26 protein-coding genes are annotated in these 18964 nt (G+C 61.4%); all 26 read left to right on the forward strand.

Annotated features, from left to right (window positions below; translation table 11 throughout):
* Positions 1-53 precede the first annotated feature (53 nt).
* The 26 genes from E1956_RS04260 (at position 54) to rplR (ending at position 18959) form a co-directional block, all read left to right on the forward strand.
* Positions 54-1445, forward strand: coding sequence for a lysozyme inhibitor LprI family protein (locus E1956_RS04260; protein WP_134747561.1), 1392 nt, complete (start codon positions 54-56; stop codon positions 1443-1445).
* Entirely contained in the window at positions 1414-2394 is a 981-nt protein-coding gene (locus E1956_RS04265; RefSeq protein ID WP_134747562.1) for an ACP S-malonyltransferase, read from the forward strand. The genes E1956_RS04260 and E1956_RS04265 overlap by 32 nt, the downstream gene beginning before the upstream one ends.
* Before the next feature lie 11 nt (positions 2395-2405).
* Positions 2406-3467, forward strand: coding sequence for a hypothetical protein (locus E1956_RS04270; protein WP_134747563.1), 1062 nt, complete (start codon positions 2406-2408; stop codon positions 3465-3467).
* Positions 3468-3611: 144 nt separating this feature from the next.
* On the forward strand, positions 3612-5459 hold the full coding sequence (gene recQ, locus E1956_RS04275; protein ID WP_134747564.1) for a DNA helicase RecQ: 1848 nt from the start codon (positions 3612-3614) through the stop codon (positions 5457-5459).
* Positions 5460-5748: 289 nt separating this feature from the next.
* Positions 5749-6129 (forward strand): 30S ribosomal protein S12, encoded by a 381-nt coding sequence (gene rpsL, locus E1956_RS04285; protein WP_027797953.1) that lies wholly within the window; start codon positions 5749-5751, stop codon positions 6127-6129.
* A 187-nt stretch (positions 6130-6316) separates the two neighbouring features.
* Positions 6317-6787, forward strand: coding sequence for a 30S ribosomal protein S7 (gene rpsG, locus E1956_RS04290; protein WP_134747566.1), 471 nt, complete (start codon positions 6317-6319; stop codon positions 6785-6787).
* Between the two features lie 165 nt (positions 6788-6952).
* Positions 6953-9055, forward strand: coding sequence for an elongation factor G (gene fusA, locus E1956_RS04295; protein ID WP_134747567.1), 2103 nt, complete (start codon positions 6953-6955; stop codon positions 9053-9055).
* An 86-nt stretch (positions 9056-9141) separates the two neighbouring features.
* Complete coding sequence (gene tuf / locus E1956_RS04300) at positions 9142-10332, forward strand: elongation factor Tu (RefSeq protein WP_028371383.1); 1191 nt, start codon at positions 9142-9144, stop codon at positions 10330-10332.
* Between the two features lie 137 nt (positions 10333-10469).
* Positions 10470-10781, forward strand: a complete 312-nt coding sequence (gene rpsJ, locus E1956_RS04305; RefSeq protein ID WP_017777154.1) for a 30S ribosomal protein S10 — start codon at positions 10470-10472, stop codon at positions 10779-10781.
* Positions 10782-10981: 200 nt separating this feature from the next.
* Entirely contained in the window at positions 10982-11641 is a 660-nt protein-coding gene (gene rplC, locus E1956_RS04310) for a 50S ribosomal protein L3 (protein WP_028222628.1), read from the forward strand.
* Positions 11641-12261, forward strand: a complete 621-nt coding sequence (gene rplD / locus E1956_RS04315) for a 50S ribosomal protein L4 (RefSeq protein ID WP_028222627.1) — start codon at positions 11641-11643, stop codon at positions 12259-12261. The genes rplC and rplD overlap by 1 nt, the downstream gene beginning before the upstream one ends.
* Positions 12258-12572 (forward strand): 50S ribosomal protein L23, encoded by a 315-nt coding sequence (gene rplW / locus E1956_RS04320; protein ID WP_028206513.1) that lies wholly within the window; start codon positions 12258-12260, stop codon positions 12570-12572. Before rplD ends, rplW begins: the two co-directional genes overlap by 4 nt.
* A gap of 2 nt (positions 12573-12574) precedes the next feature.
* Positions 12575-13402 (forward strand): 50S ribosomal protein L2, encoded by an 828-nt coding sequence (rplB, locus tag E1956_RS04325; protein ID WP_028222626.1) that lies wholly within the window; start codon positions 12575-12577, stop codon positions 13400-13402.
* A 10-nt stretch (positions 13403-13412) separates the two neighbouring features.
* Entirely contained in the window at positions 13413-13688 is a 276-nt protein-coding gene (gene rpsS / locus E1956_RS04330) for a 30S ribosomal protein S19 (protein ID WP_027797286.1), read from the forward strand.
* Between the two features lie 12 nt (positions 13689-13700).
* Positions 13701-14030 carry a 50S ribosomal protein L22 gene (gene rplV, locus E1956_RS04335; protein ID WP_004199272.1) on the forward strand — a complete coding sequence of 110 codons (330 nt, stop codon included), beginning with the start codon at positions 13701-13703 and terminating at the stop codon, positions 14028-14030.
* Positions 14031-14041: 11 nt separating this feature from the next.
* On the forward strand, positions 14042-14827 hold the full coding sequence (rpsC, locus tag E1956_RS04340) for a 30S ribosomal protein S3 (protein WP_028222625.1): 786 nt from the start codon (positions 14042-14044) through the stop codon (positions 14825-14827).
* Positions 14828-14829: 2 nt separating this feature from the next.
* A complete protein-coding gene (rplP, locus tag E1956_RS04345) occupies positions 14830-15246 on the forward strand; it encodes a 50S ribosomal protein L16 (protein ID WP_028222624.1) in 417 nt (138 codons plus the stop codon).
* Positions 15247-15256: 10 nt separating this feature from the next.
* The gene (gene rpmC, locus E1956_RS04350) at positions 15257-15451 is read left to right on the forward strand and encodes a 50S ribosomal protein L29 (protein WP_027819350.1); all 195 of its coding nucleotides are present in this window, start codon (positions 15257-15259) and stop codon (positions 15449-15451) included.
* Positions 15448-15720: a 30S ribosomal protein S17 gene (gene rpsQ, locus E1956_RS04355; RefSeq protein ID WP_028222623.1), complete on the forward strand. Its 273-nt coding sequence runs from the start codon at positions 15448-15450 to the stop codon at positions 15718-15720. The genes rpmC and rpsQ overlap by 4 nt, the downstream gene beginning before the upstream one ends.
* Positions 15721-16066: 346 nt before the next feature.
* On the forward strand, positions 16067-16435 hold the full coding sequence (gene rplN, locus E1956_RS04360) for a 50S ribosomal protein L14 (RefSeq protein WP_028213345.1): 369 nt from the start codon (positions 16067-16069) through the stop codon (positions 16433-16435).
* Positions 16436-16444: 9 nt separating this feature from the next.
* Complete coding sequence (gene rplX, locus E1956_RS04365) at positions 16445-16753, forward strand: 50S ribosomal protein L24 (protein ID WP_134747568.1); 309 nt, start codon at positions 16445-16447, stop codon at positions 16751-16753.
* A gap of 16 nt (positions 16754-16769) precedes the next feature.
* Complete coding sequence (rplE, locus tag E1956_RS04370; protein WP_134747569.1) at positions 16770-17309, forward strand: 50S ribosomal protein L5; 540 nt, start codon at positions 16770-16772, stop codon at positions 17307-17309.
* Between the two features lie 7 nt (positions 17310-17316).
* Positions 17317-17622: a 30S ribosomal protein S14 gene (gene rpsN, locus E1956_RS04375; RefSeq protein WP_027819346.1), complete on the forward strand. Its 306-nt coding sequence runs from the start codon at positions 17317-17319 to the stop codon at positions 17620-17622.
* A 14-nt stretch (positions 17623-17636) separates the two neighbouring features.
* On the forward strand, positions 17637-18032 hold the full coding sequence (gene rpsH / locus E1956_RS04380; RefSeq protein ID WP_124152991.1) for a 30S ribosomal protein S8: 396 nt from the start codon (positions 17637-17639) through the stop codon (positions 18030-18032).
* 18 nt (positions 18033-18050) lie between these two features.
* Positions 18051-18581, forward strand: coding sequence for a 50S ribosomal protein L6 (gene rplF, locus E1956_RS04385; protein ID WP_133198512.1), 531 nt, complete (start codon positions 18051-18053; stop codon positions 18579-18581).
* Positions 18582-18593: 12 nt separating this feature from the next.
* Positions 18594-18959: a 50S ribosomal protein L18 gene (gene rplR / locus E1956_RS04390; RefSeq protein WP_027819343.1), complete on the forward strand. Its 366-nt coding sequence runs from the start codon at positions 18594-18596 to the stop codon at positions 18957-18959.
* The last annotated feature ends 5 nt before the right edge of the window (positions 18960-18964 follow it).

The raw sequence follows: 18964 nt of genomic DNA on the forward strand, positions 1-18964 counted from the left end.
CGCGCGGATTGGCCGATAAAGGCGTCATCGTTTGACATGACAGGACAGGGATAGTGAAGAACCGGTTAGCACTAACGTGTTTTGCCGCGCTGGGGGCGCAGTGGGTCGCGACGCCGGCGCATGCGTTCGACTGCGCTTCCGCGCGCGGCTACGTGGGGCTCGAGGGTGACGACGCGCTCTCGCGCGACAGCTTGTGGGGCAGCGATTCGTCGCCCAGCAATTTCACCGTGAATGGCTATGCCAGCGGGACCATTTCGTGTCAGCTCTCCGAGCAGATCAGCGTGAAGGCGTCGGGGGCCGCGCAATATGCGATGGACACGGAAGATCCCGGCACGCTCGACGGCTCGAAGGACAGTGGCGTCGCCATCCTGAACGAGGGGTACGTCACCTGGAAGCCCTCGGAGCAGATCTTCCTCGACGTCGGCAAGATCGAGCGCAATAACGGCAATCTGTTTTCGCAGAATCCGCTCGACGTGGTGCGCAATACGTCGGGCAATCTGCGCTCCACGCTCGTCAGCAACGGCGACACCAACCGCTACGGGTTCTACCGCGAAGGGTCGGTGGGCGTGGGCGTGAGTGCGTACAACGATCACGGCACGATCGACCTCGCTTATTTGCCGAAGCTTGCGAGCAACAGCGACCAGGCCCAATCCGCGGAAAGATGGGGCACGCTCGAGCGCACCAACTCCAACAACCGCTTTTACGCGGCATTCACGTCTTCGGCGCTGAGCAATTTCAATCCGACTGTCGCGGCGGTGGTGGGCGACTACAACGTGCTCGGCGTGGGGACCAGCGGCTATTTGATGGACAACCTGATGCTGGGCGTGCAGGCGTCGGTCAGCAAGGGGCAGCGCTGGCGCCATTTGAACATGGCCAAGGCGGAGGCCATCCGCTCGTACCAGAACGTCGGCGATCCCTTTTCGATCGACCGGGACGGCGCGCTCACCGATATCGCTGTTGGCCTGCGCTACACCGACTCCGAGCGCAGGGAATATGGCATCGAATATTACGGCCAGAGCCAGGGTTACAGCCGCAACGAATGGAAGGGCTACTTCGATACGGTCACGTTCATCAATGGCGGCTATGCGAAGGGCTTGCCGAGCGCCGTCGCCTCGAATCTTGCTTCGGGCTACGACCAGTACTCGAGTCTGTTCGCGTCGGAGACGGACAACGCGAACCGGGCGAACAACCTGCTCGGCAAGCACTATCTGACCGTGTTCGTCAGTTCAAAGAAGCAGGCGCTTCGCAAGCTCGACTGGACGGCTTCGGTGACGACGAACCTGGTCGACGGCAGTGCGTATGCCAACGCACGCCTGAGCACCTTCGCAAGCAATCACGTCGAGCTCTACACGGGGGCGTCGATGAGTTTCGGGTCGAGCCGTTCTGAATTCGGTCAATTCGGCAGGAGGGGGTATGTTTATGCAGGAACGCGAATCATCGTTTGAGCGCGTGATCTCCGATCACGTCTTTCTGTTTCCGGGGCAAGGCAATCCGGCGATCGGCATGGGCGCCGAGGTATGTGACGTGTCGCCCGTCACGACGGCCGTCTGGGACTGCGCGAGCGACTTCTCGGGCGTTGACGTGCGCAAGCTGTGCCGCCGCGGGCCGATGACGCGGCTCACGCGCACGCGCTTTCAGCAGCTGGCGGTGACCACGGTCAGCGTCGCGATGTTTGAGCGTCTGCGCGAGTTCGCGACGATCGAGCGGCCGGTGTTCGCCGGGCACAGCGCGGGCGAATACGCCGCGCTCTATGCCGCGGGCGCCTTCGATCTGCCGACGCTCTTCAAGGCGATCACCGCGCGTGCCAATCTGATGGAGGAGATGGCCGAGGCGAGCGACGGCGTGATGTACGTGGTGAAGGGGATCGACCGCGCCACGCTGCAGGGCCTGCTCGACGAGTCGGGCGCGGGCGCTGGCGTGCAGATTGCCAACGACAACTCGCCGCGTCAGCAAGTGCTTTCGGGAACGGCGTCGGACGTCAAGGCGACGATCGCGGAGGTGCAGCGCCGCGGTTACGACGTCGTGAAGCTGCCAGTCAACGGCGCATGGCACAGCGTGCTGATGGCCCCGGCCGTGCCGCGTTTGCGCGAGGCACTTCGCGCGCTGGCGGTGCGCAAGCCGGTGCATCCGGTGTACATGAACCTGAGTGCCCGCGTTGAGGCGGACGTGGACGTGATCGTCGAGAACCTCTGCGACCATCTGACCCATACGGTGCGCTGGCGGGAAACGATGGAGACGATGCTGGCGGGCGGCCGCACGCGCTTCGCCGAGATGGGCGCGAAAAGGATGCTCGCGCATATGCTCGCGTCGCATTACCCCGCGGGCGCGCAACTCGACGTCTCCTGCTTCGACGACTGGTCCGCGCAGCGCGAGCCAGCCGAGTCCGTCTGCTAAGCGAGGTCGCGATGGTGCCGAGTTCCTCTGAATACATCAGGCGCCGCGTGGTGGCGATCATCGTCGTGACCGGCGTGATTGCCACCGTACTGGTGTCCTCGCTGACGCGCAACGCGCCCGGCCTTTCGGTTGCGCAGGCGATCGCGGGGCTCGGCATGATTACCGCGTCGATTTTCTTCGCCATTGCCCGGGACAGTGGCGGCTACTGGTTTTACGCGATCCGTGCGGGCAAGGTGTTCGATCCGAATCCGGTCTTCCCGGGCGATGCGCAAGACCGGACCTGGCAGGGCGCCCTGATCCGGAATCCCTGGATGGCAGCCGTCGTGGGCTTCGAGCTCGCCGCGCTCATTTGCCTGCTTGCGCACGCGCTCGTTCCCCGGCATCTCATTGTGTTTGCCTGGTGCTACACGATCGTGTTGCTGCCCGCGGCGACGGTAGGCTTTTCACTGCTGGCCGCACGCGCTGGCGCGCAGGATGCGCTCAGGATCCTGAGCGGCAAGCACGCCTTCGCGCGTCCGCAGCATCGTGCGATTCAGTTGGTGGCCGCTGACGTTTTGATCGCCATTACCACCAATTTCGCGCTCGTGCTGCCGGTTCGGCACAAGGCGGCGTATTCACTGGAGCACGGTTACGGTTATCCGCCGTTTGTCGTGGCCTTTGTCATTTTGCTGCTGATCGTGTGCGGGTTCATGCTCGCCTTCGCCGCGCGCTCGCGGCGCGCCACGCTGGCGGGCGAGTTGCTGATGGGCAAGGCGGATGGCCAGTTCGTCTCGCTCGCGGGGACGCCGTCACGTTGGCTCGCCGTGTCCAGATTCCGCCGCTATGCGTTCTACCTCGCTTCGATCGTCGTCTGGGCGGTGCTCGTGTGCGCGGCATTCGCGAAATGGGCGCCTTCACTGGGCTTTGTTCCGCTTTATTGCGTTGCCCTCTTGCCGCTGTTGCTCATGTATGCGCTCGAGCGATGCGCGGCGATGCACCGCGATCTGGCCGAAGCGCAGGACGCCGAGCGTAGTGTGCTGATGACGTTCAGCTACGAGAAACTGCCGGGGCTGATCGAGGAACGCATGACGTAACGCGCCGCGCCTCGCCGGGTGGTGCGTGGGGCGGTGCGGCAGCCCGCCCCACTGCCGTTTGGCCAACGTCGCGGAGATTGGCGGTCGCGGCGGGTGCGGGTTGGTAAAATGCGGCAACCCCGCCTTGTCACGTGTGCCGCCTTCATGTCCCGCTCCCTCGAAATTCTCAACGAAGTCTTCGGTTATCCCGTCTTTAGAGGGCAGCAGGCCGAGATCGTGGAGCATGTCGCGACGGGCGGCGACTCCCTGGTGTTGATGCCCACGGGCGGCGGCAAGTCGCTCTGCTATCAGATCCCCGCGCTCGTGCGCCACGAAGCGGGCCATGGCGCCGGCATCGTGGTGTCGCCGCTCATTGCGCTGATGCAGGATCAGGTGGCCGCGCTCACCGAAGTCGGCGTGCGCGCCGCCTACCTGAATTCCACGCTCACCGGCGCCGAAGCCGCCGCCACCGAGCGCGCGCTGCGCGAGGGCGACATCGACCTGCTCTATGTCGCGCCCGAGCGTCTCATGACGCCGCGCTTTCTCGATCTGCTCGAGCGCGCGCGCATTGGCCTCTTTGCGATCGACGAGGCGCACTGCGTGTCGCAATGGGGGCACGATTTCCGGCCCGAGTACATTCAGCTCTCGGTGCTGCATGAGCGCTTCCCGGACGTGCCGCGCATCGCGCTCACCGCTACGGCGGACGCCATCACGCGCGACGAGATCGTCCACCGTCTCGCGCTCGACGACGCGCGCATCTTCGTGTCGAGCTTCGACCGCCCGAACATCCGCTACCGGATCGTGGAGAAGGACAACGCGCGCACGCAGCTGCTCGACTTCATCCGCGCGGAGCACACGCGCGCCGACGGCACGACCGACGCGGGCGTTGTCTACTGCCTCTCGCGCCGCAAGGTGGAAGAAACCGCGGAGTGGCTGAAGGGGCAGGGCGTGCGGGCATTGCCCTATCACGCGGGCATGGAGTTCGAGGTGCGCCAGAAGCACCAGGAGATGTTCCAACGCGAAGAAGGCGTGGTCATGTGCGCGACCATCGCGTTCGGCATGGGCATCGACAAGCCGGACGTGCGCTTCGTCGCGCACCTCGACTTGCCGAAGAGCGTGGAGGGGTACTACCAGGAAACCGGCCGCGCGGGCCGTGACGGGCTGGCGGCCAATGCATGGATGGCCTATGGCCTCGGCGACGTCGTGCAGCAGCGCAAGATGATCGACGAGTCCGACGCCGACGAGCAGCACAAGCGCGTCCAGACGGGCAAGCTCGACGCGCTGCTCGGCCTGTGCGAGACGGCCACGTGCCGGCGCGTGCGCCTGCTCGCGTACTTCGGCGAAGAGAGCAAGCCCTGCGGCAACTGCGATACCTGCATCGAGCCCCCGGCCACGTGGGACGCCACGCGCGAGGCGCAGATGGCGCTGTCCTGCGTGTTCCGCGCGCAGCGCGCGAGCGGTTTCAACTTCGGCGCCGGCCACCTGATCGACATTCTGCGCGGCAACCGCACCGAGAAGATCATGCAGCGCGGGCACGAAAAGATCTCGACCTTCGGCATCGGCTCGGCGCTTTCCGAGGCGGAATGGCGCGGGATCTTCCGCCAACTGGTGGCGTTCGGCTACCTCACCGTCGATCACGACGGGTTCGGCGCCCTCGTGCTCACCGAGGCAAGCAAGGCCGTGCTCAAGGGCGAGCAGCAGGTCACGATGCGCCGCTATGTGAAGCCCACGCGCACGCGCGCCTCGTCGAGCCGCACCAGCGAACGGGCCGATCCGACCCTCGGCATGAGCCCGCGCCAGCGCGCGCGCTGGGAGCGCCTGCGGATGTGGCGCACCGAAACCGCGAAGAGCGAGGGCGTGCCCGCCTACGTCATCTTCCACGACGCCACGCTGGCGGAGATCGCGCGCAACGGCCCCGAGTCGGTCGACGAACTGCGCGATATCCCCGGCATGGGCGTGCGCAAGCTCGAGCGCTTTGGCGAGGAGCTGGTCGAGGTCGTCGGCGACGACTGAGCGCAGCGATTCTTCATCGCCGCCGCATCGGCATGGCAGCGCGTCACGCCGCCACCACATCCTCCGTCGTCCGAAATGCCGCAAGCCGTTGACTCGCTTGGTATTTTCGGAATATCATGTTGGGTTCCGGTTTCTGGAATGCTTGCGCACGTCGGTTAGTTTGACTAATTCGTCGGCTGATCGGCGCGATAAAAAGCCAGCTTTTTCGGTTTCCGGAGTTCGATACGCAGGTTTTTCCGCTTTGCCCGGAAATAAATGCGTCGATTTTGTTCAATTTCAGGAATAAACAATGCCAACCATCAATCAACTGGTTCGCAAAGGCCGCGCTTCGGAAGCTACGAAGAGCAAGAGCCCGGCCCTGCAGGACTGCCCGCAGCGTCGCGGCGTGTGCACCCGCGTGTACACGACGACGCCGAAGAAGCCGAACTCGGCACTCCGTAAGGTCGCCAAGGTTCGTCTGACGAACGGTTTCGAAGTGATTTCGTACATCGGCGGTGAAGGCCACAACCTGCAGGAACACTCGGTTGTGCTGATCCGCGGCGGCCGTGTGAAGGACTTGCCGGGTGTGCGTTACCACATGGTTCGCGGCTCGCTGGATACCCAGGGCGTCAAGGATCGTAAGCAGGCTCGTTCGAAGTACGGCGCGAAGCGCGCGAAGGCTGCGAAGTAAGCATCAGGTGTCGTCGTGCTCGCGAGAGTGCCGGCGATAAAAGCGACAGGTGCCGGATTCGCCGGTGCTGTCGAGTAAGTGGTCACCCGACCAGGCTGGTAAGTCGTGAGATGAATCGGGTTAGTTGGTGGCCGCGGAGCGCAAAGGGATCATCCCGCGCTTCAACTGAAAAGTTAAAGGAAGAAACATGCCGCGTCGTCGCGAAGTCCCCAAGCGGGAAATACTGCCGGATCCGAAGTTCGGCAACGTTGATGTAGCCAAGTTCATGAACGTGCTGATGCTCTCCGGCAAGAAGTCGGTTGCCGAGCGCATCGTGTACGGCGCTTTCGAACAGATCCAGACCAAGGGTGGCAAGGACCCGCTGGAAGTGTTCACTGTCGCGCTCAACAACGTGAAGCCGGTGGTCGAAGTGAAGAGCCGTCGCGTTGGTGGTGCGAACTATCAGGTTCCGGTCGAAGTGCGTCCGTCGCGTCGTATGGCATTGGCGATGCGTTGGCTGCGTGAAGCCGCGAAGAAGCGCAGCGAGAAGTCGATGGCCCTGCGTCTGGCAGGTGAACTTTCGGAAGCGGCTGAAGGCCGTGGTGGCGCAATGAAGAAGCGCGACGAAGTTCACCGGATGGCAGAAGCGAACAAGGCGTTCTCGCACTTCCGCTTCTAAGAGAAAACCCCTGCCGGGGTTTGCTCAAATAGCGGAAAAAAATTCCGGGCGGGTGCGCTTATCAGGCGCCTCGCCCGTTTGTGTTCAGGCGTGTTGGGATCGACCCGGTCGGGATAGGCCTGGTCAGGAACGATCCCGGCGCGCACCTCCCCATAGAGGATCAAAGTGGCTCGCAAGACTCCTATCGAGCGCTACCGCAACATCGGTATTAGCGCTCACATCGACGCCGGCAAGACGACGACGACCGAGCGCATTCTGTTTTACACCGGCGTGAACCACAAGATTGGTGAAGTTCACGACGGCGCTGCGACCATGGACTGGATGGAGCAGGAGCAGGAGCGTGGCATCACGATCACCTCGGCTGCTACCACCGCGTTCTGGAAGGGCATGGGCGGCAACTATCCCGAGCACCGCATCAACATCATCGACACCCCGGGCCACGTTGACTTCACGATTGAAGTCGAGCGCTCGATGCGCGTGCTCGACGGCGCGTGCATGGTCTACTGCGCAGTGGGCGGCGTTCAGCCCCAGTCGGAAACCGTGTGGCGCCAGGCGAACAAGTACAAGGTTCCCCGTCTCGCGTTCGTCAACAAGATGGACCGTACCGGCGCGAACTTCTTCAAGGTCTACGACCAGCTGAAGAACCGCCTGAAGGCAAACCCGGTTCCGGTCGTGGTGCCGATCGGCGCTGAAGAAAACTTCAAGGGCGTCGTCGACCTCCTGAAGATGAAAGCGATCATTTGGGACGAAGCGTCGCAAGGCACGAAGTTCGACTACGTCGACATCCCGGCTGAACTCGTTGACACGTGCAACGAGTGGCGCGAAAAGATGATCGAGTCGGCAGCTGAAGCCAGCGAAGAGCTGATGGAAAAGTACCTCGGCGGCGAAGAGCTGACGGAAGCCGAAGTCGTCAAGGCGCTGCGCGACCGTACGATCGCGTGCGAAATCCAGCCGATGCTGTGCGGCACCGCGTTCAAGAACAAGGGCGTGCAGCGCATGCTCGACGCCGTGATCGACTTCCTGCCGTCGCCGGTGGACATCCCCCCGGTCACGGGCGAGCTCGAAAACGGCGAGAAGGCAGAGCGCCGCGCAGCCGACGACGAGAAGTTCGCAGCACTCGCGTTCAAGATCATGACCGACCCGTTCGTCGGCCAGCTGATCTTCTTCCGCGCGTACTCGGGCATCGTCAACTCGGGCGACACCGTGCTGAACTCGACCAAGGGCAAGAAGGAACGCCTCGGCCGTATTCTGCAGATGCACGCGAACAACCGTGAAGAAATCAAGGAAGTTCGTGCAGGCGACATCGCTGCAGCCGTTGGCCTGAAGGAAGCGACCACGGGCGACACGCTGTGCGACCCGCAAAACCCGATCATCCTGGAACGCATGGTGTTCCCGGAGCCGGTGATTTCGCAGGCCGTCGAGCCGAAGACCAAGCCTGACCAGGAAAAGATGGGCATCGCCCTGAACCGCCTGGCGCAGGAAGACCCGTCGTTCCGCGTCCAGACGGACGAGGAATCGGGCCAGACCATCATTTCGGGCATGGGCGAGCTCCACCTCGAAATTCTGGTCGACCGTATGAAGCGCGAATTCGGCGTGGAAGCGACCGTCGGCAAGCCGCAGGTTGCCTACCGCGAAACGATCCGCGCGACGGCGAAGGACGTGGACGGCAAGTTCGTCAAGCAGTCGGGTGGTCGCGGCCAGTACGGTCACGCGGTCATCACGCTCGAGCCGAACGAGCAAGGCAAGGGCTACGAGTTCCTGGACGAGATCAAGGGTGGTGTGATTCCGCGCGAATACATCCCCGCGGTCGACAAGGGTATCCAGGACACGCTGAAGGCTGGCGTGCTGGCGGGCTTCCCGGTCGTCGACGTCAAGGTTCACCTGACGTTCGGTTCGTACCACGACGTTGACTCGAACGAAAACGCGTTCCGCATGGCCGGTTCGATGGCGTTCAAGGAAGCGATGCGCAAGGCGCAGCCGGTCATTCTCGAGCCGATGATGGCTGTCGAAGTCGAAACGCCGGAAGACTACATGGGCAACGTGATGGGCGACCTGTCGGGCCGTCGCGGTATCGTCCAGGGCATGGAAGACATGGTTGGCGGCGGCAAGATCGTTCGCGCCGAAGTGCCGCTGTCGGAAATGTTCGGCTACTCGACGTCGCTGCGCTCGCTCACGCAGGGCCGCGCAACGTACACGATGGAATTCAAGCACTACGCAGAAGCACCGCGTAACGTGGCCGACGCGATCATCAGCGCGAAGGCGAAGTAAGCATCGGCGCAAAAGCGAATCGGGCATGAGCCCGGTTCGCATCGCACAACGACACCGATTCACCACTTTTTTGAAAGAAGAGAAACATGGCAAAAGGTAAATTCGAACGGACCAAGCCGCACGTGAACGTGGGCACGATCGGTCACGTTGACCACGGCAAGACCACGCTGACGGCAGCGATCACGACGGTTCTGACCGCGAAGTTCGGCGGCGAAGCGAAGGCGTACGACCAGATCGACGCAGCGCCGGAAGAAAAGGCACGTGGTATTACCATCAACACCGCGCACGTCGAGTACGAAACGGCTAACCGCCACTACGCACACGTGGACTGCCCGGGCCACGCTGACTACGTGAAGAACATGATCACGGGCGCGGCACAGATGGACGGCGCAATCCTGGTGTGCTCGGCCGCTGACGGCCCGATGCCGCAAACGCGTGAGCACATCCTGCTCGCCCGTCAGGTTGGCGTGCCTTACATCATCGTGTTCCTGAACAAGTGCGACATGGTCGACGACGCCGAGCTGCTCGAGCTGGTCGAAATGGAAGTGCGCGAGCTCCTGTCGAAGTACGACTTCCCGGGCGACGATACGCCGATCATCAAGGGTTCGGCCAAGCTGGCGCTGGAAGGCGACAAGGGCGAACTGGGTGAAGTGGCGATCATGAACCTGGCCGACGCACTGGACACGTACATCCCGACGCCGGAGCGTGCAGTTGACGGCGCGTTCCTGATGCCGGTGGAAGACGTGTTCTCGATCTCGGGTCGCGGCACGGTGGTGACGGGTCGCGTTGAGCGCGGCATCGTCAAGGTCGGCGAAGAAATCGAAATCGTCGGTATCAAGCCGACGGTGAAGACGACTTGCACGGGCGTGGAAATGTTCCGCAAGCTGCTCGACCAGGGTCAGGCAGGCGACAACGTTGGTATCCTGCTGCGCGGCACGAAGCGTGAAGACGTGGAGCGTGGCCAGGTTCTGGCGAAGCCGGGTTCGATCACGCCGCACACGCACTTCACGGCTGAAGTGTACGTGCTGAGCAAGGACGAAGGCGGCCGCCACACGCCGTTCTTCAACAACTACCGTCCGCAGTTCTACTTCCGTACGACGGACGTGACGGGCTCGATCGAGCTGCCGAAGGACAAGGAAATGGTCATGCCGGGCGACAACGTGTCGATCACGGTGAAGCTGATCGCTCCGATCGCGATGGAAGAAGGTCTGCGCTTCGCAATCCGCGAAGGTGGCCGTACCGTCGGCGCCGGCGTGGTTGCAAAGATCATCGAGTAAATCGAGTAGAATACTCGGCTTGCTGTAGAAGTTGACGTATCCAGGGACCGGCCTGCGGCTCTCCGCCGCAGGCCGGTCCTACGCTCTTTATCTAGTCTGGCGGCGCAAGTCCGCCTCGCTCTTTTCAAGGAATTGTCATGCAGAACCAAAAAATCCGTATCCGCCTGAAGGCTTTCGACTACCGCCTGATCGACCAGTCGGCAGCTGAAATCGTCGATACGGCGAAGCGCACGGGCGCCATCGTCCGCGGTCCGGTGCCGCTGCCGACGCGTATCCAGCGTTTCGACATCCTGCGTTCGCCGCACGTCAACAAGACCTCGCGCGACCAGCTCGAAATCCGCACCCACCTGCGCCTGATGGACATCGTCGACCCGACGGACAAGACCGTCGACGCGCTGATGAAGCTGGACCTGCCGGCTGGCGTGGACGTCGAAATCAAGCTGCAGTAAGAGTCTCCAGCGCTGTCGAGTTAGCCTGACAGCGCTAAGTCTTTGATTGCTTGCGGAAAACGAGAAAGGACGTTATACTTGACGTCTTTTCGCGCGTTTGCGCAAAAAATCGGTGTGTCCCTTTCGGGCCTTTACCTCGAAAACACGCCGGTACTTTGTAAATTAGCCCCGACCAATCGCAGTCGGGAATGGAGAAAACGATGAGCCTTGGACTCGTAGGTCGCAAGGTTGGCATGACCCGTATCTTCACGGCGGATGGGGACTCGATTCCCGTTACCGTGCTGGACGTGTCCGACAACCGCGTGACGCAGATCAAGACTGTTGAAACCGACGGCTACACGGCCGTTCAGGTTGCGTTCGGTACGCGCCGCGCATCACGCGTGACGAAGCCGCTCGCAGGTCATCTCGCCAAAGCTGGCGTTCAAGCCGGTGAAATCCTCAAGGAATTCCAGATCGACGCCGCCAAGGCTGCCGAACTGTCCGCTGGCGCTGTGATCGGTGTGGAACTCTTCGAAGAAGGCCAGAAGATCGACGTGCAAGGCACCTCGATCGGTAAGGGCTACGCCGGTACCATCAAGCGTTACAACTTCGCATCGGGTCGTGCTTCGCACGGTAACTCGCGCTCGCACAACGTGCCGGGCTCGATCGGTATGGCGCAGGATCCGGGTCGCGTGTTCCCGGGCAAGCGCATGACCGGTCACATGGGTGACGAAACCGTGACGGTGCAGAACCTCGAGATCGCCCGTATCGACGCAGAGCGCAAGCTGCTGCTCGTGAAGGGTGCCGTGCCGGGTGCAAAGGGCGGCAAGGTTTTCGTGACGCCGGCTGTCAAGGCCCGCGCCAAGAAAGGAGCGCAATAATGGAACTGAAGCTCCTGAACGCTAATGGTCAGGAAGGCGCAGCAGTTAACGCGTCGGACGTCGTGTTCGGCCGTGACTACAACGAAGCGCTGATTCACCAGATCGTTGTCGCCTACCAGGCGAACGCGCGCAGCGGTAACCGCGCGCAGAAGGACCGCGAGCAGGTCAAGCACACCACCAAGAAGCCGTGGCGTCAGAAGGGTACGGGCCGCGCTCGTGCCGGTATGTCGTCGAGCCCGTTGTGGCGTGGCGGTGGTCGCATCTTCCCGAATTCGCCGGAAGAAAACTTCTCGCACAAGGTCAACAAGAAGATGCATCGCGCAGGCCTCTGCTCGATCTTCTCGCAGCTGGCCCGCGAAGGCCGCATCTCGGTCGTCGAAGAGCTGTCGCTCGAAGCGCCCAAGACGAAGCTGCTGGCCGAAAAATTCAAGGCCATGGGTCTCGAATCCGTGCTGGTCATCACCGACACGGTCGACGAGAACCTGTTCCTGGCGTCGCGCAACCTGCCCCACGTGGCAGTCGTTGAGCCGCGCTTTGCCGACCCGCTCTCGCTGATCTACTTCAAGAAGATCCTGATCACGAAGGCAGCGGTCGCCCAGATCGAGGAGTTGCTGTCATGAGCGAGATTCGCAAGAACGATCATCGTTTGATGCAGGTCCTGCTCGCGCCGGTGATCTCCGAAAAGGCGACGCTGGTGGCGGAGAAGAACGAACAAGTCGTCTTCGAAGTCGCGCCGGACGCGAACAAGCAGGAAGTCAAGGCTGCTGTCGAGCTGCTGTTCAAGGTGGAAGTCGAGTCCGTCAATGTGCTGGTCCAGAAGGGCAAAGCCAAGCGCTTTGGCCGCTTCAACGGCAAGCGCAAGGACGTGAAGAAGGCGTATGTCTGCCTGAAGCCCGGCCAGGAAATCAACTTTGAAGCGGAGGCCAAGTAATCATGGCAATCGTGAAAGTTAAGCCGACCTCGCCGGGTCGCCGCGCGATGGTGAAGATCGTCAACAAGGATCTGCACAAGGGCGCGCCGTACGCACCGCTGCTCGAAAAGCAATCCGTGAAGGCGGGCCGTAACAACAACGGTCACATCACGACGCGTCACCAGGGTGGCGGTCACAAGCAGCACTACCGTGTGATCGATTTCCGTCGTACGAAGGATGGCATCCCCGCGAAGGTGGAGCGTCTCGAGTATGACCCGAACCGTAGCGCGAACATCGCGCTGGTTCTGTACGCAGACGGCGAGCGCCGCTACATCATCGCGCCGAAGGGCGTGACGGTTGGCACGCCGCTGATGTCGGGCTCGGAAGCGCCGATCAAGGCGGGTAACGCCCTGCCGATCCGCAACATTCCGGTCGGTACGACGATCCACTGCATCGAAATGCTGCCGGGCAAGGGCGCGCAGATCGCGCGTTCGGCTGGTACGTCGGCGATGCTGCTGGCCCGTGAAGGCGTCTACGCGCAGGTTCGTCTGCGTTCGGGCGAAATCCGCCGCGTGCACGTCGAGTGCCGCGCGACGATCGGTGAAGTCGGCAACGAAGAGCACAGCCTCCGTCAAATTGGTAAGGCTGGCGCGAACCGCTGGCGCGGTATCCGCCCGACGGTCCGTGGCGTTGCAATGAACCCGGTCGACCACCCGCACGGTGGTGGCGAAGGCAAGACTGCGGCTGGTCGCGACCCGGTGAGCCCGTGGGGCACGCCGACGAAGGGCTATCGCACCCGCAGCAACAAGCGCACGACGAGCATGATCGTCCAGCGCCGTCACAAGCGTTAAGGAGTAGGCAATGGCACGTTCTATTAAGAAAGGTCCGTTCTGCGACGCCCATTTGCTGAAGAAGGTTGAGGCGGCTGCAGCGACGCGCGACAAGAAACCAATCAAGACCTGGTCGCGTCGTTCGACGATCCTGCCGGACTTCATCGGCCTGACGATCGCCGTTCACAACGGCCGTCAACACGTTCCGGTGTATGTCACGGAAAACATGGTCGGCCACAAGCTTGGCGAGTTCGCACTGACCCGTACGTTCAAGGGTCACGCGGCCGACAAGAAGGCCAAGAAATAAGGGGCAATCAAGATGGAAGTGAAGGCAATTCATCGCGGTGCCCGCATCTCGGCGCAGAAGACGCGCCTTGTGGCTGACCAGATCCGCGGTCTGCCGGTCGACAAGGCACTGAACGTTCTGACGTTCTCGCCGAAGAAAGCGGCTGGCATCGTGAAAAAGGTTGTGCTCTCGGCGATCGCAAACGCGGAACACAACGAAGGCGCAGACATCGACGAGCTCAAGATCAAGAGCATCTACGTCGACAAGGCGGCTTCGTTGAAGCGTTTCACCGCGCGCGCCAAGGGCCGCGGCAACCGCATCGAGAAGCAATCCTGTCACATCACTGTGACGGTCGGGAATTAAGGAGCCATACGATGGGACAGAAAATTCATCCGACTGGCTTCCGTTTGGCCGTCAGCCGCAATTGGGCTTCGCGCTGGTACGCGAACAACAACAATTTCGCGGCGATGTTGAAGGAAGACATCGGTGTTCGTGAATACCTGAAGAAGAAGCTGAAGAACGCTTCGGTGGGCCGTGTTGTGATCGAGCGTCCGGCAAAGAACGCTCGCATCACGATTTACAGCTCGCGCCCGGGTGTGGTGATCGGCAAGAAGGGCGAGGACATCGAACTCCTCAAGGCCGAACTCCAGAAGCGCATGGGCGTTCCCGTTCACGTGAACATCGAAGAAATCCGCAAGCCGGAAACCGACGCGCAGCTGATCGCCGACTCGATCACGCAGCAGCTCGAGCGCCGCATCATGTTCCGTCGCGCCATGAAGCGCGCGATGCAGAACGCGATGCGTCTGGGTGCCCAGGGCATCAAGATCATGAGCGCCGGCCGTCTGAACGGTATCGAAATCGCACGTACCGAGTGGTACCGCGAAGGTCGAGTGCCGCTTCACACGCTGCGTGCTGACATCGACTACGCAACCTCGGAAGCGAAGACGACGTACGGCATCATCGGCGTGAAGGTTTGGGTCTACAAGGGCGACACGCTCGGCCGCAACGACGCACCGGTGGTGGAAGAAGTCGCCGAAGAAAAGCGTCCGCGCCGCAACGCGCGCCCGGGCGATCGTCGTCCGCGCCGTGATGGCGAAGGCGCGCCGGGTGCCCGTCGTGGCGCACCGCGCCGTGGCGGTGACGGCAAGACTGGAGAATAACGATGCTGCAACCGAAACGCAGGAAGTATCGCAAAGAGCAGAAGGGTCGTAACACCGGCGTCGCAACGCGCGGCAACGCGGTTTCGTTCGGTGAATTCGGCCTGAAGGCTATCGGTCGTGGTCGCCTGACCGCGCGTCAGATTGAAGCAGCGCGTCGTGCAATGACGCGTCACATCAAGCGTGGCGGCCGCATCTGGATCCGTATCTTCCCGGACAAGCCGATCTCGCAAAAGCCGGCGGAAGTGCGTATGGGTAACGGTAAGGGTAACCCTGAGTACTACGTCGCAGAGATCCAACCGGGCAAGATGCTGTATGAAATGGATGGTGTGTCCGAAGAACTGGCCCGTGAAGCCTTCCGTCTGGCTGCAGCCAAGCTGCCGCTGAAGACGGTCTTCATGGTTCGCCAGCTCGGCGCCTAAGGAGTTAATGATGAAGGCATCTGAACTTCTTCAGAAAGACAAGGCCGCGCTCGATCAAGAGCTGTCGGACCTCTTGAAGGCGCAATTCGGCCTGCGCATGCAACTCGCGACCCAGCAGCTCACGAACACGAGCCAGCTGAAGAAGGTTCGTCGCGACATCGCACGTGTGCGGACCGTCCTGACTCAAAAGGCGAACCAGAAATGAACGAAAGCGTGAAAACCTCGCTTAAGCGGACGCTGGTCGGCAAGGTCGTCAGCAACAAGATGGACAAGACGGTCACCGTTCTGGTCGAGCGCCGCGTCAAGCACCCGATCTACGGCAAGTACGTCGTGCAGTCGAAGAAGTACCACGCGCACGACGAGTCGAACACGTACAACGAGGGTGACCTCGTGGAAATCCAGGAAACCCGTCCCGTTTCGAAGACGAAGGCCTGGACCGTGTCGAAGCTGATCGAAGCAGCACGCATCATCTAAAAAGTGATGCAACATCCCGGGGAGCCTTTCTCCGGGATGCAGAAGTAGTTGAAATCGCTAAAGATTTCGCTTGCGAGACCAAGATTATCGAGTTATAGTCTTGGTCTTCCCTCTTTATGGGCTCGTTGTTGGCAAAGCAATGGGTGAAAGTAGTGGGGGAGGTGGTTCGGGCGCCAGTCCGGATCTGCAAGATTCACCGGAATGCGATGGCCGGTTTCGTTTGCCGTCGCTGCTGTTCTAACCCAAGCAGCTGAGCGGTCGTTCTAGTGGCGGCGCGGCTGACGGGACCAAGACTGACCGGATGTGCCATGGTGGTGCAACCGGATTAAGTTGGGAAAGATAAACCATGATCCAGACCGAAACTCGGCTTGAAGTAGCCGACAACACGGGTGCGCGTGAAGTCATGTGCATCAAGGTGCTCGGCGGCTCGAAGCGTCGTTATGCCAGCATTGGCGACATCATCAAGGTGAGCGTCAAGGAAGCAACGCCGCGCGGGCGCGTGAAGAAGGGCGAAATCTACAACGCTGTTGTGGTTCGCACCGCCAAGGGCGTGCGCCGTCAAGACGGCTCGCTGATCAAGTTCGATGGCAACGCCGCCGTGCTTTTGAATACCAAGCTTGAGCCGATCGGCACCCGCATTTTCGGGCCGGTTACGCGTGAGCTGCGTAGCGAACGATTCATGAAGATCGTTTCGCTGGCGCCGGAAGTGCTGTAAGGAGTCGCGATGAACAAGATTCGCAAGGGTGACGAAGTCATCGTCGTCACTGGCAAAGACAAGGGCAAGCGCGGTGTCGTGGTGGCCATCGGTGCAGAGCACGTCACTGTCGAAGGCATCAACATCGCTAAAAAGCATGTGAAGCCGAACCCCATGAAGGGTACGACGGGTGGCGTGGAAGCCAAGGCAATGCCGCTGGCTATCTCGAACGTCGCACTGGTCGACGCGAACGGCAAGCCGTCGCGCGTGGGCATCAAGGTCGAAGGGGACAAGAAGGTTCGTTTCCTGAAGACGACCGGTGCTGTCCTGAGCGCCTGACGCTGCGGAGTAAAAAATGGCACGTTTGCAAGAATTTTATAAAGAGAAGGTCGTTCCTGGCCTGATCGAGAAGTACGGTTACAAGTCGATCATGGAAGTGCCGCGCCTCACCAAGATCACCCTGAATATGGGTGTGGGTGAAGCCGTCGCTGACAAGAAGGTCCTCGAGCACGCCGTTGGCGACCTCACGAAGATCGCCGGTCAGAAGCCGGTCATCACGAAGTCGCGCAAGGCAATCGCCGGCTTCAAGATCCGTGAAGGTTATCCGATCGGCACGATGGTCACCCTGCGTGGCCAGGCGATGTACGAATTCCTCGACCGTTTCGTGACGGTTGCGCTGCCCCGCGTGCGCGACTTCCGCGGTGTGTCGGGCAAGGCGTTCGACGGCCGTGGTAACTACAACATCGGTGTGAAAGAGCAGATCATTTTCCCCGAAATCGACTACGACAAGGTTGACACGCTGCGTGGGCTGAACATCAGCATCACGACGACCGCGAAGACCGACGAAGAAGCAAAGGCACTGCTCGCCGGCTTCAAGTTCCCGTTCAGAAACTGAGGTTACCGTGGCTAAACTGGCACTGATCGAACGTGAAAAGAAGCGCGCTCGTCTGGCAGCGAAATTTGCGCCGAAGCGCGCAGAGCTGAAGGCGATCATCGACGACCAAAGCAAGTCGGAAGAAGAGCGTTACGCAGCTCGCCTCGAACTGCAACAACTGCCGCGCAACTCGAACCCGACCCGCAAGCGTAACCGCTGCGCGATCACGGGTCGTCCGCGTGGTACGTTCCGCAAATTCGGTCTCGCACGTAACAAGATTCGTGAAATCGCGTTCCGTGGTGAGATCCCTGGCATCACCAAGGCGAGCTGGTAATAGGAGAAACATAAATGAGCATGAGTGATCCTATCGCCGATATGCTGACTCGCATCCGCAATGCGCAGATGGTCGAGAAAGTTTCGGTTGCTATGCCCTCGTCGAAAGTGAAGATTGCGATTGCGCAGGTTCTGAAGGACGAAGGTTATATCGACGACTTCGCGGTGAAGACCGAAGGTGCGAAGTCGGAATTGAACATCGCGTTGAAGTACTACGCTGGCCGTCCCGTTATCGAGCGCATCGAACGCGTCTCGAAGCCGGGTCTGCGCGTGTACCGCGGCCGCAACGACATCCCGCAGGTCATGAATGGCCTGGGCGTTGCGATCGTGTCGACGCCGAAGGGTGTGATGACGGACCGCAAGGCGCGCGCAAATGGCGTCGGCGGCGAAGTTATCTGCTACGTCGCCTAAGGCCTAAGGAGAAGAAACATGTCTCGAGTAGGTAAGAGCCCGATCGCGCTGCAAGGCGCAGAAGCGACGCTCAGCGACGAGAAGATTACCGTCAAGGGCCCGCTGGGTACGATTTCGCAAGCTGCGAACCGCCTCGTGAAGGTGGTGAACGACAACGGTACGCTCAAGTTCGAGCCGACCGATGAAAGCCGCGAAGCCAATGCGATGTCGGGCACGATGCGCGCGATTGTCGCGAACATGGTGCAAGGCGTGACGAAGGGTTTCGAGCGCAAGCTGACGCTGGTTGGCGTCGGTTACCGTGCTCAAGCGCAAGGCGACAAGCTGAACCTGTCGCTGGGTTTCTCGCACCCCGTGGTGCACCAGATGCCGGAAGGCGTCAAGGCCGAAACCCCGTCGCAAACGGAAATCGTGATCAAGGGGATCGACAAGCAGAAAGTTGGCCAGACCGCTGCCGAAGTGCGCGGTTATCGCCCGCCGGAGCCCTATAAGGGCAAGGGTGTGCGTTACGCCAACGAGGTCGTGATCCTCAAAGAAACGAAGAAGAAGTAAGGGTGCGCAATCATGGATAAGACTCAATCTCGCCTGCGCCGCGCTCGTCAGACGCGTCTCAAGATCGCTGAGCTGCAGGTCGCGCGTCTGGCCGTGCATCGCACGAACACGCACATCTATGCGCAAGTGTTCTCGCCCTGCGGCACCAAGGTGCTGGCCAGCGCGTCGACGCTTGAAGCCGAAGTGCGTGCGCAACTGGCTGACCAGTCGGGCAAGGGCGGCAACGTCGCCGCTGCCTCGCTGATCGGCAAGCGTATTGCAGAAAAGGCTAAGGCCGCCGGCATCGAATCCGTCGCCTTTGACCGCTCGGGTTTCCGCTATCACGGCCGCGTCAAGGCGCTGGCTGATGCTGCGCGCGAAGCCGGGCTCAAGTTCTAAGGAAG

The sequence above is a fragment of the Paraburkholderia pallida genome (assembly GCF_004524855.1).
Taxonomy (GTDB): domain Bacteria; phylum Pseudomonadota; class Gammaproteobacteria; order Burkholderiales; family Burkholderiaceae; genus Paraburkholderia; species Paraburkholderia oxyphila.

Excerpts from the sequence above, each read along its gene's own strand:
- E1956_RS04265 (WP_134747562.1), top strand. The coding sequence starts at position 1,414 with ATGTTTATGCAGGAACGCGAATCATCGTTTGAGCGCGTGATCTCCGAT.
- E1956_RS04270 (WP_134747563.1), top strand. The coding sequence starts at position 2,406 with ATGGTGCCGAGTTCCTCTGAATACATCAGGCGCCGCGTGGTGGCGATC.
- recQ (WP_134747564.1), top strand. The coding sequence starts at position 3,612 with ATGTCCCGCTCCCTCGAAATTCTCAACGAAGTCTTCGGTTATCCCGTC.
- rpsL (WP_027797953.1), top strand. The coding sequence starts at position 5,749 with ATGCCAACCATCAATCAACTGGTTCGCAAAGGCCGCGCTTCGGAAGCT.
- rpsG (WP_134747566.1), top strand. The coding sequence starts at position 6,317 with ATGCCGCGTCGTCGCGAAGTCCCCAAGCGGGAAATACTGCCGGATCCG.
- tuf (WP_028371383.1), top strand. The coding sequence starts at position 9,142 with ATGGCAAAAGGTAAATTCGAACGGACCAAGCCGCACGTGAACGTGGGC.
- rpsJ (WP_017777154.1), top strand. The coding sequence starts at position 10,470 with ATGCAGAACCAAAAAATCCGTATCCGCCTGAAGGCTTTCGACTACCGC.
- rplC (WP_028222628.1), top strand. The coding sequence starts at position 10,982 with ATGAGCCTTGGACTCGTAGGTCGCAAGGTTGGCATGACCCGTATCTTC.
- rplD (WP_028222627.1), top strand. The coding sequence starts at position 11,641 with ATGGAACTGAAGCTCCTGAACGCTAATGGTCAGGAAGGCGCAGCAGTT.
- rplW (WP_028206513.1), top strand. The coding sequence starts at position 12,258 with ATGAGCGAGATTCGCAAGAACGATCATCGTTTGATGCAGGTCCTGCTC.
- rplB (WP_028222626.1), top strand. The coding sequence starts at position 12,575 with ATGGCAATCGTGAAAGTTAAGCCGACCTCGCCGGGTCGCCGCGCGATG.
- rpsS (WP_027797286.1), top strand. The coding sequence starts at position 13,413 with ATGGCACGTTCTATTAAGAAAGGTCCGTTCTGCGACGCCCATTTGCTG.
- rplV (WP_004199272.1), top strand. The coding sequence starts at position 13,701 with ATGGAAGTGAAGGCAATTCATCGCGGTGCCCGCATCTCGGCGCAGAAG.
- rpsC (WP_028222625.1), top strand. The coding sequence starts at position 14,042 with ATGGGACAGAAAATTCATCCGACTGGCTTCCGTTTGGCCGTCAGCCGC.
- rplP (WP_028222624.1), top strand. The coding sequence starts at position 14,830 with ATGCTGCAACCGAAACGCAGGAAGTATCGCAAAGAGCAGAAGGGTCGT.
- rpmC (WP_027819350.1), top strand. The coding sequence starts at position 15,257 with ATGAAGGCATCTGAACTTCTTCAGAAAGACAAGGCCGCGCTCGATCAA.
- rpsQ (WP_028222623.1), top strand. The coding sequence starts at position 15,448 with ATGAACGAAAGCGTGAAAACCTCGCTTAAGCGGACGCTGGTCGGCAAG.
- rplN (WP_028213345.1), top strand. The coding sequence starts at position 16,067 with ATGATCCAGACCGAAACTCGGCTTGAAGTAGCCGACAACACGGGTGCG.
- rplX (WP_134747568.1), top strand. The coding sequence starts at position 16,445 with ATGAACAAGATTCGCAAGGGTGACGAAGTCATCGTCGTCACTGGCAAA.
- rplE (WP_134747569.1), top strand. The coding sequence starts at position 16,770 with ATGGCACGTTTGCAAGAATTTTATAAAGAGAAGGTCGTTCCTGGCCTG.
- rpsH (WP_124152991.1), top strand. The coding sequence starts at position 17,637 with ATGAGCATGAGTGATCCTATCGCCGATATGCTGACTCGCATCCGCAAT.
- rplF (WP_133198512.1), top strand. The coding sequence starts at position 18,051 with ATGTCTCGAGTAGGTAAGAGCCCGATCGCGCTGCAAGGCGCAGAAGCG.
- rplR (WP_027819343.1), top strand. The coding sequence starts at position 18,594 with ATGGATAAGACTCAATCTCGCCTGCGCCGCGCTCGTCAGACGCGTCTC.